The sequence below is a fragment of the Corynebacterium sp. HMSC11E11 genome (genome assembly GCF_001807025.1).
In the GTDB taxonomy this organism is placed as follows: domain Bacteria; phylum Actinomycetota; class Actinomycetes; order Mycobacteriales; family Mycobacteriaceae; genus Corynebacterium; species Corynebacterium freneyi.
Map to the genome: position 1 here is coordinate 36,400 of NZ_KV787115.1, position 18,107 is coordinate 54,506.

The following is an 18,107-nucleotide window of genomic DNA, read 5'->3' on the forward strand; positions in this document are numbered from 1 at the left end:
TCGGCGACTCGGGCGCTATCGTACGTTCCATGAATGATTCGGTTCGCAAAACTGAGGTTCTGATCGTCGGCGCGGGTTTTTCCGGCATCACCGCCGGTGTCCGTCTTCTGCGTGAGGGGATCGAGGATTTCCAGATCATCGATCGTGGTCACGAGGTGGGCGGCACGTGGCGCGACAACACGTATCCGGGTGCGGCGTGTGACGTGCCCAGTCATCTGTATTCGTTGTCGTTCGCGCAGGACTTCGATTGGTCCCGCAGTTTCGGCACGCAGCCGGAGATCGCCGATTACCAGCGCAGCGTCGCGGTTCAGCAGGGTTTGTACCCGCATATCCGGTTCCGAACGGAGATGGTCGACGCCCGGTGGGATGATGCGGCGGGCCGGTGGTTGGTGACGACTCGCGAGTTTCCGCATGTGCTTGACGACGCCGACGGGCGCACCGCAGTGGCCACGTCGGGGGAGTTGGCCGACAAGGTGTTCGGCGGCGACGCCGACGGGGGTGCACGGGATGGGGAGGTCGCGACTGCGGAGCCGAAGACCACGACGTGGTCGGCCCGTGAGCTCGTTCTCGGCGTCGGTGCGTTGTGCGAGCCGCGGCTGCCGGACATCGAGGGGATCGGCGGGTTCGAGGGCACTGTCTTCCATTCGTCGCGCTGGGATCATGATGTGGATTTGCGCGGCAAGCGGGTGGCGGTGATCGGCACGGGGGCTTCGGCGATCCAGATCATCCCGAAGATCGCCCCGATCGTCGGGCATCTGGACGTCTACCAGCGCACCGCCCCGTATGTGATTCCGCGGCTGGATCGTTCCTATGCCGGGTGGGAGCGGGCGGCGTTGCGCAACGTGCCGGGGCTGCGTCGGGTTGTTCGAGCGCAGGACTGGTTCTTCCGTGAGCTGCAGATTCCGGGGCTGACGAAGAACGACGCGTTGATGGCCCCGATCAAGGGGGTGTCGCTGGCGATGTTGCGGGCGCAGGTCCGGGACCGGAAGCTGCGGGAGAAGCTGACTCCGAAGTTCACCATCGGCTGCAAGCGCATGCTGATCTCGAACACGTATTACCCGGCGATCGCCCGGGACAACGTCGAGTTGGTCACCGATCCGATTCAGCGGGTCAACGCCCATTCGATCACGACGGCGGATGGCACGGAGCGTCCGATCGACGTGCTCATCGTCTGCACGGGTTTCCACGTCACCGACTCGCCGACGTTCGAGTTGGTCCACGGGCGTGACGGCGAGTCGCTGGCCGAGGCGTGGCGCCGCGAGGGCATGAGCGCCCACAAGGGCACCACCATTCACGGTTACCCGAACTTGTCGGTCCTCATGGGCCCGGCGACGGGCCTGGGGCATTCGTCGATGATCTACATGATCGAATCCCAGGCGAATTACTTCATGGACATGCTCCGGACTAAGCGCCGCCACGGTGCCGATGTCGCGGAGGTGTCGGAGCGCGCCCAGGGCGAGTGGAACGACTGGATTCGCAAGCGCCTGCCGGACACGGTGTGGGTCAGCGGTTGCGGTTCGTGGTACCTCGACGATCACGGCAATGCGCCGGCGGTGTGGCCGAGCTGGACGTGGAAATTCCGGTTGAAGACGAAGAAGTTCGACGCGTCGTCGTATGACCTGCGGGTGGCCCGGCCGGCGCTGGAACCGAGCCGCTAGCGCGCCATAGGAGACTCGAAGGGCGCGGGACCGGTTCGGTTCCGCGCCCTTTCGTGTGCCCGCCCCGGGGGGCCAGGTGGCGGGCCGGCGGTGATCCGTTGGTGGCCCTGTAATGGGACGGTGATGGCCCGGTGGTGGGCCGGTCAGATTCGGGCGCTGCGGCGGATGCAGGCCGCGACGGTGTCGCCGTCGTCGACCATCGGCACGTGTCCCAGGCCGGGCAGCAGATGCAGTGGCACCTCGGGCAGCACGTCGTGGTGGCGCTTCCAACCGCGGATGAGGGTCAGGTCCGTGGTGCCCCAGTACACCGTCTGGGCGGCGTCGCCGACGGACGGGGAATAGATGAAATCGGCGGCCAAGCCGTGGTCGATGACCGTGTTGCGCAGCATGTTCTTCGCGTCGCGGACGACGGCGTCGGGGTCGAGGCGCCAGGGCTTCGCCGAAAACATGCCGAACATCGAGGTGCGGCCGATCGCGGTTTTGGCCATGGCCGGCAGCACGGGCTTCAGGATCCGGCCGATGGCGCGCAGCGCGAGGAACTGCGCGACCGTGCGGCGCTGATCCCAGGGGCCGTGGAAGAACCCGGCCGGGTTGAACGCCGTCGCCGTCGCCGCGTGGCCGCGCCGGGCCAGCTCCAGCGCGAAGTATCCGCCCAGCGAATTGCCCGCCACGTGGGGCTTCTCCCCGTCGGTCGAAACTTCGCGCAGGAAGGCGGCGAGTTCGTCGATCATCCTGTCGACGATGTCGTCGTCAAGCGAATCGGGATTCGGCGTCTCGCCGTGTCCCGGCAAGTCGATGGTGACCACCCGGAAGTGGTCGACGAGCCCGGGCAGCACGTCGTCCCAGGCGTGCCGTGAATGGCAGATGCCGTGGATGAGCACCAGCGTCGGTCCTTCGCCGTGGATGGAGTGGGCGATCGGCGACGAGGAGGCGTCGGCGTGGTTGGCGTCGGATTTCTGCGTCATGCGCGACAGGGTATTGGACACGAAACGAAAATGCGGCGGTTCGGCGGAAACCGCCGCGGAGAAGGTGGGGCCGCCGGTGCTCGAGGTCGCTCACGCGGTCGCGGGTGTTCGGCTGAACCGCCGCCCCCGTCGGGTCAGTTCGTCAGTTCTTGGTGGTGCCCGTCTTCGTGGTGCCCTCCAGGCGGCGGCGCGCCGGGAAATCGTCGGCGGCGACGGTGGCCTGGAGGGTGGCGTAGTCCGCGTAGGACGACGTCGCGCCGAAGGAACGGACGGCCAGCGACCCGGCGGCGGTGCCCAGGGCGACGGCCCGTTCGAAGCTGCCGCCGCGGGCGAGTTCTGCGGCGATGGTGCCGGCGAAGGCGTCGCCGGCGCCGGTGGTGTCGACGATGTCCTCGGCGGGGACCTTCAGCGACGGCTGGTGCCACACGATGCCGTCGCCGCCGTCGACTACGGCGCGGGCGTAGACGCTGCCTTCGTCGCCCAGGGAGATGATCACCGACGGGCAGTACTGCAGCAGCGAGTCGATCTGGCCGGCCAGGTCGCCGCGGCGGATGCCTTCGGAGGCGCCGAGCTTGCGCAGCACTTCCCATGCTTCGGTGGCGTTGACGATGAGCGGGTCGGCGCTGTCGATGAGCGTCGGCGTCACCACGGTGACGGGCGCGAGGTTGAGGATGAATCGGGTGCCGTGCAGGTTGGCGATCATGCCGAGCTGTTCGGTGGCGTCGGGGCGCAGTTCGCCCTGGGCGAGGAGGACGTCGGCTCCGGTGATTTCGTCGGTGAAGTCCGTCGGCTCGGTGACGGTGTTGGCGCCGCGGGTGACGAACACCATGTGGTGGCCGTCGGGCGTCGCCGCGATGTAGGCGGAGCCGGTCGGTTCGTCCCAGGTGGTGCGCACGGAGTGGGTGTCGACGCCGTGGGCGGCCAGTTCCGCCAGGACGAGGTCGGCGGCGGGGTCTTCGCCGACGGTGCCGGCCATGATGGCGCGGACGTCGGCGTGGGCGACGGCGGATGCCTGGTTGGCGCCCTTGCCGCCGAGGGACAGCGAGCTGTCGTCGACGATCGCCGATTCGCCGGGGGCGGGGAACTCGGGGACGCGGGCGAGGGCGTCCTGGTGGAGGGATCCGCAGATCACCACGGTCGGCTCACCGGGGTCGGCATCCGGCATCAGGCGCTCGACGGTGGCGTCGATGGGCTGGATGGTGCGGTGCGTGCCGGGGCGGCGGTGGTCGTTCTGCATACCCTCAACTTTGCCATGAGCGGCGGAAACGCGCCCGGGGGAGCGGTGCCCGTGCTTTGCGACGTCCATGTCCGCGTCGTCCGCCGGGCTTGGTAGATTGAGCCGGTGCGCATACGCGGGCGTTTCCCGTTTTCGGGGTCGTTTCGCTTTCGCCCCTGTAGCTCAGTCGGTTAGAGCCGTGGACTCATAATCCATAGGTCGCGGGTTCGAGCCCCGCCGGGGGCACGGTGACGCATGCCGCCCCGCCGGTTGGTTCCGGTGGGGCGGTGGTCGTCGAGGGGGAGTGTGGTTCTACTTCACGGGTGCGTCGGTGGGGGCTTCGGCATCGGATTCCGCGTGGCTGCGGCGCACCATCAGGGCGCAGACGAAGCCGATGGTCAGGGCCGCGACCGCCGAGAACAGCGACAACCTGGTCGCGTCGGCGAAGAGCTTGGACAGCGGCGCGATGATGTCGGCGGGAGCGCCCTGGGCCCGCAGCGCATTGAGCAGTCCGCCCGCCGAATCCGACAGCGGTTCGGCGAAGTGGGCCACAGATGACGGGAGGTCGCCGGCGTTGGTCCGGATGCCCACCGTCAGCATCGCCCCGGCGAGTGCGGCGCCGAGCGCGGAGCCGACCTGCCGGATGGTCGACTGGGTGGCGGAGGCCTGTCCCGACAGCGATTCCGGGATGTCGCCGAGCACCAGCGACGTCAGCTGCGCCGAGGCCAGGCCCAGGCCCAGGCCGTAGATCGTCAGGGCCACGACGACGAGCCACAGCGGCTGCTCGGGGCGTTCCTCCGCCGCCAGTTGCAGGGCGCCGAAGACCTCCAGGCCCAGGCCGAGCAGCACCACGCCGGGGGCTCCGATGCGTGCGGCGAGGTGGCGGGCCATGGCGCCGGACAGGAATGCGCCGAGGGCCATGCCGGCGAGGATGACGCCGGTGACCACGGTCGACAGTCCGACGGCGGAGATCAGATACAGCGGGAGGACGAAGACCAGGGCGAATTCGCCGATGGCGACCATCAGCGCCGTCGCGTTGCCCCAGCTGAAGGTGGGGTAGCGGAACATGCCCAGTTCCAGCAGGACGGGCGCGTCGGCCCTGGACCGGGACTTTTCGACGAAAACGAAGGCGGTCAGGGACACCGTCGCGATGACCAGGGCGATGCCCGCGGCCGAGGGGAAGTTGGCCGGCCAGTCGAGCGGGCCGATGGAGAAGGGGCGGATCTGGGTGAAGAAGCCGATCTTGGGGCCTTCGATGATGCCGAAGACCAGGGTGCCGAAGCCGACTGCCGACAGCACGAAGCCCGCCACGTCGAACCGTCGGATCCGGAGCAATGTGGTGTCGTCTTCGTTCTCGTCGTCCACGTCGCTTGCACGGCGGTCGTCGTCGGTCGGGCGTGCCGCGGCACGATGGGCGGTGTCGTCGGCGGAGGAGTCGTCGTCACGCGCCGAGGTTTCCGGCACCACCGCCAGACCCGCGACGATGAGGGCGACGCCGATGGGGACGTTGACCCAGAAAATCGATTCCCAGCCGATGTTTTCGGTGAGCAGGCCGCCGGCGAGGGGGCCGATGGCGGCGGCACCGGCCATCACCGCGCCCCACACGCCGAAGGCGGCGGCACGTTCGCGGCCCCGGAAGACCACGTTGACCGTCGACAGCGTCGACGGCAGAATCGCCGCACCACCCAGGCCCTGGATCACGCGGGCGCCGATGAGCGACCCGCCGCCGGTGGCCAGGGCCGCCATCACCGAACCGACGGTGAACAGGGCGACGCCGACGAGGAACAGCCTGCGACGGCCCGCGAAGTCGCCGATGCGTCCGGCGGTGAGCAGGAAGGCGGCGAAGACCACCGCGTAGAGGCTGGTCACCCACTGGGCTCCGGCCAAGTCCAGGCCGAGCTCCCGGATGATGGTGGGCATGGAGACGCCGACGATGGTGCCGTCCAGGACCACCAGGCCGAGGCCGCAGGCGAGGACCGCCAACGCCGCCCAGCGGCGGGGATAGGGGGATTCGGTGGTGCCCGGGCGCCGCTCCGGGGTGCCGGTGCGGTCGCCGGCGGCGCCTGATGTCGTGGTCATGTCCATCACGCTATGCCCCGGAAACGGCCGTGGACATCAATGGAAAGTGTGAACTTTTCGGCGCGGTTGGACGGCGCCATTTGCCGGGTGCGCGCTCAATCCGAGGTTGGCCGGCCCTCCGGATCATCGTTCGCGCCGTTGTCCGAGCGGGAATCGGATCCGTCCGAGTTGCCCGAGCTGGCCGAGTTGGCCGACCCGTTGCCGCCCGAGCCGGCCGATCCGTTGCCGCCCGTCGAGCTCTTGGAGTTCCAGCGGAAGAAGTTCCACAGGCGGTGGTTGGGGTCGCGCTGGTAGTCGCGTTCCTGGTAGTCGAACACGGGCAGGCCCCAGCCGCGCCAGATGGACAGGAGGCGGGTGACGAAGGCGACGGTCACCGACGTGATGATCGTCGCCGTTTCGGAGGCGCCCATCCAATCCAGGGCGAAGTAGACGACCGTCGCGAACAGCGCGATGGAGGCGTAGAGCTCCTTCTGGAACACCAGGGGCACGCGGTCGCACAGCAGATCGCGCAGCACGCCGCCGAAGACGCCGGTGAGCACCGCCGCCACCACGGCGATGATGAAGCCGTATCCCATCTCCAGGGCGATGCGGATGCCGATCACCGCGAAGGCGGACAGGCCCACCGCGTCGAGGACCAGGAACAGCACCCGGAAGTGCTCCATGAGGAAGGAGATGGACACCGTCAAAATCGCGGCGCCGATGATGAGCAGCAGGTATTGCGGATCTTCGACCCACACCAGCGGATAGTGGCCCAATATCAGGTCGCGGATGGTGCCGCCGCCGATGGCGGTGACGCAGGCGATGGTGGATACGCCGAAGAGGTCCATTTTCTGGCGTCCGGCGGCCAGCGCGCCGGTCATGCCTTCGGCGGTGATGCCGATGACCCACAACACATGGAGCAGCATGGTTCAACGGTAGACCATCGGGGCGCGGGTGTCGGCGGGTACGTCGCGTCGGTTCCAGCGGCAGTTCCAGCGGAGGTCTCCGGGCCGTTTGTTGACAGACCAATCTGTCTGCTTCTAGTCTGTCGGCCATGTCGATGATGCTCACTCGCAGGCTCTGGTTGGACCAGGGCCACGTGCACGGGGACATGTGTCCGCGCCCCGTGACCTTCGTCTGATCGATCCGCCCGCCGCCGACGTCGGCACCGGCGGATCCCCGTATCCTGCACCGCGCGTCACCTCGCGCACCCCCGCACCCCGATCGCGTTCGCGCCCGCGCCCATCCGTGCCGGCGAACGCGCGATGTCGCGGGCTCATCAGAAAGGCTCTACCGTGAGCACCTCTTCTTCGGCGACCGATCATCGCCGCTTTCTCCCTTCGTGGGTTCCTTCTTGGGCCACCGGTTTCGGGGCCCAGGTCATCTATGGCCTCATCATCGGCCTGATCCTCGGTTTCGTCGCCCGCGGCACGGCGGAAGGGTCCGGGCTGCGCGCCGTGCTCGATTCCGTCGGCGGCGCGTACGTGCAGCTGCTCAAGTTGATGGTTCCGCCGTTGGTGGTCACCGCGGTGATCACGTCGGTGGCCAATCTGCGCAAGGTCACCAATGCCGCGCGCCTGGCCTTGTCGACGTTGCTGTGGTTCGCGGCCACGTCCTTCGCGTCGGTGGTCGCCGGCATCCTCATCGGCGTGTGGCTCAAGCCCGGCATCGGCTCCTCCGTCGACGCCGCCGCCGCGGAGGCCCCGTCGTCGACGGGTTCGTGGTGGGCGTTTCTGGCCGGCATCGTGCCGGACAACATCCTCGGCTTGGGCGTGAAGGTGACGGAGGATGGCGCCGACCCGGTGTTCAACGTCCTGCAGTTGCTGGTCATCTCCATTGCGCTGGGCATCGCGGCGGTGAAGGTCGGGAATCCGGCCGAGCCGTTCCTGCGGGGCACGGAGTCGCTGCTGAAGATCATCCAGAAGGTCCTGTGGTGGATCATCCGCCTGGCGCCGATCGGCACGGCGGCGCTCATCGGCCGCGCCGTCGCCGAGTACGGCTGGGAGGCGTTGGGTTCGCTGGGCAAGTTCGTCGTCGCCATCTACGTCGGTCTGCTCGTCGTCATCGGCGTCATCTACCCGGCGGTGCTCAAGCTCAACGGTCTGCCGGTGGGCGGGTTCTTCAAGCGCGTGTGGCCGGTGACGTCGCTGGGCTTCGTCACGCGGTCGTCGATGGGCGTCATGCCGGTCACGCAGCGCGTCACGGAGCGTCGTCTCGGTGTGCCGCAGGAGTATTCGTCGTTCGCCGTGCCGCTGGGCGCGACGACGAAGATGGACGGTTGCGCCGCGATTTACCCGGCCATCGCCGCGTTGTTCGTGGCGCAGTTCTACGGTCTGCAGTTGGGGGCGACCGATTACCTGCTCATCGTCATCGTCTCCGTGCTCGGGTCGGCGGCGACGGCCGGCACGACCGGTGCGACGGTCATGCTCACCCTGACCCTGTCGACGCTGGGGCTGCCGTTGGAGGGCGTCGGCCTGCTGCTGGCGGTCGAGCCGATCGTCGACATGGGCCGCACCGCGGTCAACGTCACGGGTCAGGCGCTGGTTCCGGCGGTCGTGGCCAAGCGAGCCGGCATCCTCGACGAGGAGGCCTTCGAGGGCGAGCCCCGTTCGCTTGACGACGACGCCGTCTCCGACTCCCGCGTTAGCCTGGGAGCATGACCGAGCTTTCCTCCGCCCTGTCCAGCAGCCTTGCCGCAGTCGACGAATGGCCCGTGAAGTCCGTGTGCGCCGCAGCCCGCGGCGCCGACGGGAAGTGGGTCGTCCACGGTGATGCATCGCGCGTGTATGGCCTGGCCAGCGTGACCAAGCTGCTGTCGGCCCACGCGATGCTGGTGGCGGTGGAGGAGGGCGTGTTCGACCTCGACGACGAGCTCGGCCCGCCCGGTTCGACCGTGCGGCATCTGCTGTCGCATGCCTCCGGCGTGGGGTTCGCGTCGCCCAAGCCGGAGCGGGAGCCGGGGGAGCGGCGGCTGTATTCGTCGGCGGGGTTCGACATCATCGCCGACCGCATCGCCGACGAAGCCGGGATGAGTTTCGCGGCGTACCTGCGGGAGGCGACGTTCCAGCCGTTGGGCATGGAGTCGTCTGTGCTGCATGGTTCGGCCGGCCACGCCGGTGAGGGGTCGGTGGCGGACCTGATGAAGTTCGCCGACGAGATCCTCGCCCCGGCGGTGCTGCACCCCGACACCGTCGCCGAAGCGCTGACCGTGCAGTTTCCCGGTCTGAATGGCGTCGTGCCGGGGTATGGGGCGCAGAAGCCGGCTGACTGGGGGCTGGGGTTCGAGATCTTCTCCCGCCCCGAGTCCCGCCAGGGCCTGTGGTTCGGCGAGTCGATGTCGGGTGACGTCGCCGGGCATTTCGGACAGGCCGGCACGTTCCTGTGGCTGCACGCGCCGACGGGCCGCGCCTGCGTGGTGCTCACCGACCGGCCCTTCGGCGAGTGGGCCAAGCCGCTGTGGACCGACTTCAACGACGAGCTGTGGTCGGCGTTCGAGGCTGCGGAGTAAAGATGGCGGGCTTCCTGCGGGAATCGGGTTTCGAACCGTGGCCCGATCCTCCCGCCGCTTTCCCCGACTACGTTCCCGAGGTCGGCGACGGCTGCTTTTTCGGAATGTTCGCGCCGCCGGACAAGGTTTTGGTGGGGGAGCACACCGGCGTGCGGTGCCCGCCGACGGTGCAATTGCTTTTCCCGCGGGCGATTGGGGGAGTCGAACCTGCGGCGTTGGCCGAGTGGTACTCCGAACTGGAGCTTTGCCCGTACGTCGAGATGAATCTGCTGTGGCTGCATGCGAGCGTGCGGCAGTCCCCGGGTTCCGTGCTGTTCCTGTGGAATTACACGGCCGTCGCCGTCGAGGAATCCGGCGATGGGTTCGCCTGCATGACCGGATACGAGGGCGTATGCGGCGATGAGGGGACGGAACTGAGGCGGATGCCCGTGGGGTCGTTGTTGGCGCTGGTCGCGGACTTTCGGGACACCGGGTTCTTCGGGGAAGGGCCCGTCCGCGATTTCGGGGACTTCTGGAGGCTCATGCGTTCCCACGCCGGGGTGAGCGTCGACGGCGAAGCGCCGGCGGCGAACGCGCCCCGGGCCGACCACCATGTCGATGAAGACGTTCTGGTCGAGTGCGGTCCTTTCACCGGTTGGCTGTTTCATCCCCTGGGCCGGGTTGATCCCCTGGGCCGGGACGGCGGCGGGGATGGGGACGACATCGTCGTCGCAACGTCGTCGCGTTATGGCGCTGTTCGTTCGCGCGTTCGCCCCGGGGCCGGAATCGCCGGTGAGTTTGCGCACGCCGCCCCGCAGCTCCGCGAATTCCTTCGGAGAGTCGCCGATTCGGGGTCGGATGTTCTGCGCATCGCCTTCGACGTGGCGATGGAGGAAGACGGGCTTCCCGCGGATCTTCGGGATGTCGATGATTCGATCCGATTTCGCAGGTTTGTGTTCCGGCTCTTGCTGGATTTTTGGCTCCACATGAGCGATGCGCTCATGTCGGTGGCCGACATCGATGAGTTCATTGATCTTCGGCGCTTTTCCGGTATGCGGGACGCCACCGAATACGACGAACCGAGTATTCCCGCTTACCTGAAACCATGGTCGTCTCTCGAGATCGATGCCGGCACACCATCGTTTCCGCTGAAGGTGGGCGCGGATACCGTCGTGTCGGTGGTTTTCCGCGATCTCGAGGGACTCATCGAATAGGGCGACGAATGAGTCGGGGCGGCGGTTGTGCGGGGATGGGCGCCGTTAGCCCCGCACGTTCGCGCCGATGACGGCCGGCACCGTCGTGGGTTCGTCGCCGAAGAGCTCCCGCTGGTATTCGTCCTGTTCGAAGTCGCGGCCGGTTCCGCGGATCGATTCGACGTTGGCGTCGGGCCTGGGCCCGCGGCGGTGCATGGTGGCGTGGGCGGCGCCGTTTTTGCTTGACGACGGCCCACCTGCGGCGTGTCCGCCCTTGGGGCCGGTGCGGTTGAGTGCCGTCGCCGTGGTGTGCTGCGTCTTTCCGGTACCGGTGCCGGTGGTGGTTCCGGCGCCGGGCGTCGCAAAGCCACTGCGGCCGCGGGTGCCGGAGTTGCCGATGCCGCCCGAGGTCGGGGTGCCGAGGCCGCCGCGACCGCCGACCGCACCCGCGCCGAAGCCGGAGAGGGGGCCGGCGCCGGAGGCACCCCGGGAGCCCGGGGTGGCGGCACCTGCTGCGCCGGATCCCGCGGGGGACATGCCCGCAGGAGCCGGTGGCATGGCGCCGTAGCCGGAGCCGGCCGGTGCGGTTGCGCTGGAGGGGGCCATGGGCGCGGTGGCGCCGCCGGGGATGGTGGAGATGGGGCCGGACGTCGACGGTGTGGCCGGGACGCCGGACGGGGCTCCGCCCATGGGGCTCATTCCGTTGGGGCCGGTGATCGGGCCGGAGGCGGCCGGGGCCATGGTCGATGCCGCCGTCGCCGGGGCGGCGGCTGCTGTGGTCATGCCGGCCGGGGCGAGCCCGACCTGTGATGCCCCGGCGGCGCCGTGGCCGCCCGCGACGCCGGAGGCGACGAGGTCGGGGGCGCTGACGGAGAAGTCGGGCTGGGTGAGGTTCGGGATCGTCGGCACGGCGGTTTGCAGCTGGCCGAGATAGGGGCCGGTGAGGAACGCGGTGATCTCGGCGCGTTCGAACGCTTCCTTCGCCGCCGGATCGGTCATGGTCCGGGATTGCGCCTCGATGCTGGTGAGCGCGTTGATCGCCATCGCTTTGACGGAGGGCAGCGCCTGCAGGTGGGTGGCGAGGATCCCGGCGGAGGCGGCGACGTTGCTGACCCGGCCGGCCAGCCCGGTGAGGCTTGCGGCGGCGGCGTCGAAGGCCGCGCCTTCGTTGTCGCCGAGCAGTTTCAGGGCGGCGTTGGCGAGGGTGGTGGCCAGGTCGGCCATGCGGGTGCCGTAGCCGGACCAGTAGGTGACGGCCTCGCCGATAGTGGCGTCGTTGGTGGCGACGAACTTCGCCAGGAGGGATTCTGCGGTTTCGGTGGTTTCCGGCCCGACGACGGCGGGGGAGAAGACCAGCGATCCCGGGTTGAAGGGCGGTCGGGCACCGAAGGCGTGATTGACGATGCCGTCGGCGACCTGCAGTTTGTTCGGGGCGTTGAGCGGGTCGATCGCCGTGAAGGCGGCGCCGGTGTCGGCCTCGTGGGACTGCAGGGCGGTGATCATGGACTTGAGGTTCGCCGCGGACCACTGGATCTCGGCGTCGATGGCGGCGGACACGACGACGGAACATCCCGACGAACCCACGATCGCCGACGAATGCTGCGTGGCGACCATCTGCATCGACGGCACCGGCGAGTACCCGGCCAGCGAGACAGAAGGAGCTGCGTTGCCGGCCGTGTTGAGCGTCAAAGCGCCGTGGACCGCCTGAAGTCCGGTGAGACTGGCGTTAAAAATCATATTTTCCCCCGAAGAACTGAATGAACTGTTCAGAAGCGAATTGGCAGGCCGACTCTCGTGTGGTGAGGTTCGAAAAGCCGCCGATCGGTACCGTTACGCCTTCAGCTCCGCTCGACGTATCGATACCGGCGAAACATGTTGATCCGATGTAGTTAGGCCAAACCACCGTGTACCAGGTGGTTTTGCCTTTGGTTTGGGTCTCCACCTTCGGATCCAGGTCTATGAGCTCAGACCGAGTAAAGGAGTGATGGGTAATTCCGATCCCGTCACCGTTCTTCACGATTCCGCACATCCGGTCTGATTCGGAATCGAAAAGCTGCTTTCCAATGACCGGCGGTTCCCAACCGTTCTGCAGCGCCACTTGGTAAGCGTCCGTGTCGCACGGGTTCTTCAGCTCGAAGCCGGGGGCCGAGTAGTCGTAGTGGCCGTCCGGTCCGAGTGGGGCGTCACCGGGTTGGGGCGGGTCGTTGGGTGGCATGACGCCCGGTGGCAACGAGTTTTCCTCCGCCGCATTGTGCCTACCGTCATCAGCGTCGGCCTGGGCACCACTGCAGCCGGCCAGCGCACCTGCGGCGATGGCGGCGACGATCGCGGCGACGACCAGGCGTCGAAGGCAGCTCCACCAGCTGGTGGAATCCTCGGCCCCGCGGCCGTGCGTGGAGTCGGGCGTGTGCCCTGGTTTCATTGGATCCCCCCGAATCTCAAGTGTCGAACGCGCAACGGTATGTCGTACGCGCACGACAAGAGTTTTAACACCGGTGGCGGCTTCCCGCTCGGCGAGCGCCCCCGGCCCCCGACGATGACGGCCCCGCCACCCGCGAAGCCTCAACCGCCCCTTCATGCTTCGGGGGTGTCAACCTCAACTTGACCCTTGTCGCGCCTCGCGCCCCGCGACACACTGGCCACATTGGTTCACGTGGGCACCGCCGCCCGGGCCGTCGCAAAGCACACGCCGCACCGCGGCCGACCGCACCGCGACGACCCGCACACGGGCGGCGGAGCCCCGGCGACGAGGGCGTAGGGGAAGACGAGCCTCGTCTTGAGGCGGCGCGCCACCGGTACCGGCACCTCCGGTGGCGCACCGCCTCTCCGCCGACCACTCAGGTGACCATGTCCCGACACGACTCCACCGGAGTGCTGTGGATCCACGCAGCGCGCCCGGCCCTCACTCCCCACGTCGCATGGGCGATCGCCCGCGCCGGCATCACGTTGCCCGACGGCACCCGCCCCGCGGCGTCGATCTGGCGCACCCGCCCCGATGACGCCACCCGCGTCTGCGCCGAACTCGACTGGCGCGGACCCGCGGGCGCCGCCGCACGCCTGGTCGGCGACCTGGCCCGCTGGCCGGACCTCACCTTCGAAATCACCGAGGACCCCGACCCGTCGATCCCGGGCGCCCAGGGCGAACGCCACTGCCACGTCCCCGCGTTGGGCACCTGGTCCGGCACCACCGACGCCGCCGGCGACATCCAGGTCGGCGAGCAGCGTCTCCGCGCCATCGTGGCCGCCCACCGGGGCGACGCCGCCGGGATGGCGCGCGCCCTCGACGCGGAACTCGGCACCGCCTGGGATACCGCCCTCGAACCGCTGCGCCCCGGCACCGCCGGTTTCGAGGCATGGGAGGCGCCCGCCGTCGGGCAGGGTTCGCCTTTGCTTGACGACGCACATCCGAACGCCGCCGCCCAGAACCCCGATGACGCCGACGCACGTGAAAACACCGCCTGCGACGTCGTGGAACTCCTGACGCGGCGGGCGGTGATGTAGGCGGCGGCCAGTCGGCCGGTGGTCGGCCCCCGGGCCGGTCAGCCCTGTCGTTCGTTTTCGACGTGGGACACCACGTCGCCGAGGGTTTTCATGCCGGTGACGTCGTCGTCTGCGAAACGCACCCCGGTTTCCTCCTCGCACCGCACGAGCAACTCCACCACGCCCAACCGGTCCAGCCCGATGTCGCCGCGCAGCGTGGAATCCAGGCCCGGGGCCTCTTCCGGGGCGTCGTCGCCGAGCACGCGGAACAGCACGTCGGTGACCTCCGCGCGGGCACCCGACAAACCGTCGAGCGCACCCCCGCCGGAGCCGCGGCCACCGGACTTTCCGCCCGTGCCGGCCGACGTCGAGTCACCGGCGACCCCGGCGCCGTCGCCAAGCAAAGCGCTGAGGGCATCGCCCAAACTGCTGGTCATGACCTCTCCCGCTCACCGTCGCCCATGTCCGGCTACACCACCGTCGGGTCGGTGATCTGGTACTTCTCCGCCGCCTTCTGCGCCACCGACGCCGGCAGCTTGCCCTCGCGGGCCAGACCCGCCAGCGCCGCGACGACGATCGACTCGGCGTCGATGTTGAAGAAACGACGCGCCGCCTCACGAGTGTCGGAGAAACCGAAACCGTCGCAGCCCAGCACCGTGTAGTCGCCCGGCACCCACTGACGGATCTGCTCCGGAATGGCGCGCTGGAAGTCCGACACCGCGATGAACGGGCCGTCGGCATCCTCGAGAACGCGCTGCACGAACGGACGCTCGTGGAACTCCGCCGGGTTGCGCAGCACCTCGGTCTCGCGGGCCAGGCCATCGCGGGCCAGCTCGTTCCACGAGGTCACCGAGTAAATCGACGACGGGATGTCGTACTCCTCGGCCAGCATGTCGGCCGCCTTCAGCGCGGCCTGCATGCCGATGCCCGACGCCAGCAGGTTGACGTGGTTTTCGCCCTGCGACTCCTTGTACGGGTAGATGCCCTTCAGCAGCCCCTTGACGTCCAGGTCCTCGGCGGCGGGCGGCTGCGGCGTCGGCTCGTTGTAGATGGTCAGGTAGTAGATGACGTCCTCGCCGCGGCCCTCGCCGTACATCCGGTCGATGCCCTCGCGGATGATGTAGGCGGCCTCGTACGCGAACGCCGGATCGTACGTCACCACCGACGGGTTCGTCGCCGCCAGCAGCGGGGAGTGGCCGTCCATGTGCTGCAGGCCCTCACCGGTCAGGGTCGTGCGGCCGGCGGTGGCGCCGAGCAGGAAACCACGGCACTTCTGGTCGCCGGCCAACCACATCTGGTCGCCGGTGCGCTGGAAACCGAACATCGAGTAGAAGATGTACAGCGGAATCATCGCCTCGCCGTGGGTGGCGTACGACGAACCGGCGGCGATGAACGACGCCATCGAACCGGCCTCCGAAATACCCTCGTGGAGGATCTGGCCCTGCTCGGACTCCTTGTACGACAGCATCAGGTCATGGTCGACCGGGGTGTACTGCTGGCCGTGCGGGTTGTAGATCTTCAACGTCGGGAACCACGAGTCCATGCCGAAGGTGCGGGCCTCGTCCGGGATGATCGGCACGAAACGCTTGCCCAGCTCCTTGTCACGCATGAGCTCCTTGAAGATGCGCACCACCGCCATGGTGGTGGCGACCTTCTGCTTGCCGGACCCCTTGAGAATCGACTTGAGGGCGTCCATTTCGGGCACGGCCAGCGGCTCGTAGGTTTCGCGGCGCTCGGGCACGAAGCCGCCGAGTTCCTTGCGGCGCTCCTTCAGGTACTGCAGCTCCTCGGAGTCCTCGCCCGGGTGGTAATACGGCGGCAGGGCCGGGTCCTTTTCCAGGACCTCGTCGGAAATCGGGATCTCCTGCTTGTCGCGGAAAAGCTTCAGATCGTCGAGCGTCAGCTTCTTCATCTGGTGCGTGGCATTGCGGCCCTCGAAGTTGTGGCCCAGGCCGTAGCCCTTGATGGTGTGCGCCAGAATGACGGTCGGCTGATCCTTGGTCTCCAGGGCCTTGGCGTAGGCGGCGTAGATCTTGCGGTAGTCGTGGCCGCCGCGGCGCAGATTCCAGATCTCCTCGTCGGTCATGTCCTCGACGAGCTTGGCGGTGCGCGGGTCGCGGCCGAAGAAGTGCTCGCGCACCCATGCGCCGTCGTTGGCCTTCAGGGTCTGGTAGTCGCCGTCGCGGAAGCCGTTCATCAGCTCGACGAGGGCGCCCTCGTGGTCCTTTTCGAACAGGGCATCCCAGTCGCGGCCCCACACGACCTTGATGACGTTCCAGCCGGCGCCGCGGAAGAAGCTCTCCAGCTCCTGGATGATCTTGGTGTTGCCGCGGACCGGGCCGTCGAGGCGCTGCAGGTTGCAGTTGACCACGAAGGTGAGGTTGTCCAGGTTGTTCAGGGCTGCGGTCTGGATCAGGCCGCGCGACTCCGGTTCATCCATCTCACCGTCGCCGAGGAACGCCCACACGTGCTGCTGGGAGGTGTCGACCAGGCCGCGGTCGTGCAGGTAGCGGTTGAATCGCGCCTGGTAGATGGCGCCCATCGGGCCCAGGCCCATGGACACGGTGGGGAATTCCCAGAAGTCGGGCATGCCGTGCGGGTGCGGGTAGGACGGCAGGCCACCCTGGGGGCGGGACACTTCCTGGCGGAAGCCGTCGAGGTCGTCCTCGTCGAGACGGCCCTCGAGGAACGCTCGGGCGTAGACGCCGGGGGAGGCGTGGCCCTGGAAGAAGATGTGGTCGCCGCCGCCGGGGTGATCCTTGCCGCGGAAGAAGTGGTTGAAGCCGACCTCGTACAGCGGGGCCGACGAGGCGTAGGTGGAGATGTGCCCGCCGACGCCGATGCCGGGGCGCTGGGCGCGGTGCACCATGATCGCGGCGTTCCAGCGGATCCACTTGCGGTAGCGGCGCTCCACTTCCTCGTCGCCCGGGAACTCGGGCTCCAGGGTGGTGGGGATGGTGTTGACGTAATCGGTGGAGGTCAACGGGGGCAGGGCGACGCGCTTGGCGGTCGCGCGCTCCAGGAGCCGGAGCATGAGGAAGCGGGCGCGGTCGGGGCCGGCTTCCTCCAGCAGCCCGTCAAGGGACTCCAGCCACTCGCGGGTCTCCTCCGGGTCGGTGTCCTTCAGATAGGACGCGACGCCATCGCGGATCAGCGCGAAGTTGGATTCGTCGACATGTCGGTCCGCCGTGTCGGCCATGTGGTTCCTCCCGAATCGTTGGGGCGATCGGCCCCCGTGATGATGGGGCGGTCGGTGCCCGAGTCGTTTTCCTCAACACTCTACTTCCGTTTCCGGATCCGCGTTTGGGGCGATTTCCGTCGTCTTCGTGCGTGACGACGCCCACCTCGTCGCCACCGGTCCGGTGGGCCGGAAACGGCGTTACACCTCATGGTCGGGCGTGACTGCGGCGCTGATCCGCGGTGTGGGCGGGGGCGATTCGGCGGGGTCGTCGTCAAGCTCCCGGACCCCGATCCCTGTACAAGGCCCCCCGGGGCGGTAAACTCCCCGGAGAAAGCAACGCGGGTCTATGACGGGACCCGCGGCACTCACGAGATTTTGGAGGACCGGAGAAGTGGGCGACGCCACTGGCGCTGCGCGGGATTATGCGGATTCGCTCGGCATCGAAAAGGGCCGGCGGGTTCAGGAAGTCGGTTGGGACGAAGACTGCGACACCGCCATCAGCGAGTCGATCGAGGAGTTCCTCGGCGAGGACCTGCTCGACGAAGACACCGATGAGGTCGTCGACGTCGTGCTGTTGTGGTGGCGCGAGGAAGACGGCGACCTGGTCGACGGCCTGGTCGACGCCGCCCGCCCGATGGACGAAAACGGCCGCATCTGGCTGCTGACCCCCGGCGCCGGCCGCCCCGGCTTCGTGGACCCGGGCCTCATCGACGAGTCCGCGCAGCTGGCGGGCCTGACCGGCACCTCCGCGATCCGCCTGGGCCAGTGGCAGGCCAACTGCCTGGTTCAGCGTGGCGTCAAGCGCCAGTAGCGCGAGGCGCAGCGTCGCCCTTGGGGCCCGTCCTGCGGCGATGGCCGTTTTCGGCGAC

13 protein-coding genes, 1 tRNA gene and 1 pseudogene are annotated in these 18,107 nt (G+C 68.3%); 7 read left to right on the top strand and 8 right to left on the bottom strand.

Going from position 1 to position 18,107, the window contains the following annotated elements:
- Positions 1-29 precede the first annotated feature (29 nt).
- Positions 30-1,658, top strand: coding sequence for a flavin-containing monooxygenase (locus HMPREF3121_RS02305; RefSeq protein ID WP_070519501.1), 1,629 nt, complete (start codon positions 30-32; stop codon positions 1,656-1,658).
- Between the two features lie 143 nt (positions 1,659-1,801).
- On the opposite strand, the gene HMPREF3121_RS02310 is transcribed toward HMPREF3121_RS02305, so the two are convergent.
- Together HMPREF3121_RS02310 and HMPREF3121_RS02315 are read right to left on the bottom strand one after the other, a co-directional pair.
- On the bottom strand, positions 1,802-2,623 hold the full coding sequence (locus tag HMPREF3121_RS02310) for an alpha/beta fold hydrolase (protein ID WP_070519586.1): 822 nt from the start codon (positions 2,621-2,623) through the stop codon (positions 1,802-1,804).
- Positions 2,624-2,765: 142 nt separating this feature from the next.
- Entirely contained in the window at positions 2,766-3,860 is a 1,095-nt protein-coding gene (locus HMPREF3121_RS02315; protein WP_246816040.1) for a ribokinase, read from the bottom strand.
- Between the two features lie 151 nt (positions 3,861-4,011).
- Here HMPREF3121_RS02315 and HMPREF3121_RS02320 point away from each other — a divergent pair.
- Positions 4,012-4,085 (top strand) — tRNA-Ile (locus HMPREF3121_RS02320).
- Between the two features lie 66 nt (positions 4,086-4,151).
- Here HMPREF3121_RS02320 and HMPREF3121_RS02325 read toward each other — a convergent pair.
- Together HMPREF3121_RS02325 and HMPREF3121_RS02330 are read right to left on the bottom strand one after the other, a co-directional pair.
- Positions 4,152-5,918, bottom strand: a complete 1,767-nt coding sequence (locus HMPREF3121_RS02325; RefSeq protein ID WP_246816041.1) for an MFS transporter — start codon at positions 5,916-5,918, stop codon at positions 4,152-4,154.
- Between the two features lie 251 nt (positions 5,919-6,169).
- Positions 6,170-6,823, bottom strand: a pseudogene (locus tag HMPREF3121_RS02330) (trimeric intracellular cation channel family protein); the annotation flags it as partial.
- Positions 6,824-7,162: 339 nt separating this feature from the next.
- Here HMPREF3121_RS02330 and HMPREF3121_RS02335 point away from each other — a divergent pair.
- From HMPREF3121_RS02335 to HMPREF3121_RS02345, 3 genes are read left to right on the top strand one after another with little or no spacing between them, the layout of a single operon-like run.
- Complete coding sequence (locus HMPREF3121_RS02335; protein ID WP_070519505.1) at positions 7,163-8,557, top strand: dicarboxylate/amino acid:cation symporter; 1,395 nt, start codon at positions 7,163-7,165, stop codon at positions 8,555-8,557.
- Positions 8,554-9,405 (top strand): serine hydrolase domain-containing protein, encoded by an 852-nt coding sequence (locus tag HMPREF3121_RS02340; protein ID WP_070519507.1) that lies wholly within the window; start codon positions 8,554-8,556, stop codon positions 9,403-9,405. The genes HMPREF3121_RS02335 and HMPREF3121_RS02340 overlap by 4 nt, the downstream gene beginning before the upstream one ends.
- 2 nt (positions 9,406-9,407) lie before the next feature.
- Positions 9,408-10,598: a hypothetical protein gene (locus tag HMPREF3121_RS02345; protein ID WP_070519509.1), complete on the top strand. Its 1,191-nt coding sequence runs from the start codon at positions 9,408-9,410 to the stop codon at positions 10,596-10,598.
- A 45-nt stretch (positions 10,599-10,643) separates the two neighbouring features.
- On the opposite strand, the gene HMPREF3121_RS02350 is transcribed toward HMPREF3121_RS02345, so the two are convergent.
- Positions 10,644-12,314 carry a hypothetical protein gene (locus tag HMPREF3121_RS02350; protein ID WP_210387243.1) on the bottom strand — a complete coding sequence of 557 codons (1,671 nt, stop codon included), beginning with the start codon at positions 12,312-12,314 and terminating at the stop codon, positions 10,644-10,646.
- Positions 12,304-12,999, bottom strand: a complete 696-nt coding sequence (locus HMPREF3121_RS02355) for a hypothetical protein (protein WP_070519514.1) — start codon at positions 12,997-12,999, stop codon at positions 12,304-12,306. Before HMPREF3121_RS02355 ends, HMPREF3121_RS02350 begins: the two co-directional genes overlap by 11 nt.
- 425 nt (positions 13,000-13,424) lie before the next feature.
- Here HMPREF3121_RS02355 and HMPREF3121_RS02360 point away from each other — a divergent pair, with 425 nt between their 5' ends.
- A complete protein-coding gene (locus HMPREF3121_RS02360) occupies positions 13,425-14,078 on the top strand; it encodes a DUF3145 family protein (protein ID WP_070519591.1) in 654 nt (217 codons plus the stop codon).
- Between the two features lie 38 nt (positions 14,079-14,116).
- Here the strand turns inward: HMPREF3121_RS02360 and HMPREF3121_RS02365 are convergent, their stop codons facing one another.
- Both HMPREF3121_RS02365 and aceE read right to left on the bottom strand, forming a co-directional pair.
- Entirely contained in the window at positions 14,117-14,494 is a 378-nt protein-coding gene (locus HMPREF3121_RS02365; protein WP_070519516.1) for an acyl carrier protein, read from the bottom strand.
- Positions 14,495-14,526: 32 nt separating this feature from the next.
- On the bottom strand, positions 14,527-17,256 hold the full coding sequence (gene aceE / locus HMPREF3121_RS02370) for a pyruvate dehydrogenase (acetyl-transferring), homodimeric type (RefSeq protein WP_070519518.1): 2,730 nt from the start codon (positions 17,254-17,256) through the stop codon (positions 14,527-14,529).
- 373 nt (positions 17,257-17,629) lie between these two features.
- On the opposite strand from aceE, the gene HMPREF3121_RS02375 reads away from it, so the two are divergent.
- A complete protein-coding gene (locus tag HMPREF3121_RS02375; RefSeq protein ID WP_070519520.1) occupies positions 17,630-18,049 on the top strand; it encodes a DUF3052 domain-containing protein in 420 nt (139 codons plus the stop codon).
- Positions 18,050-18,107: the final 58 nt, after the last annotated feature.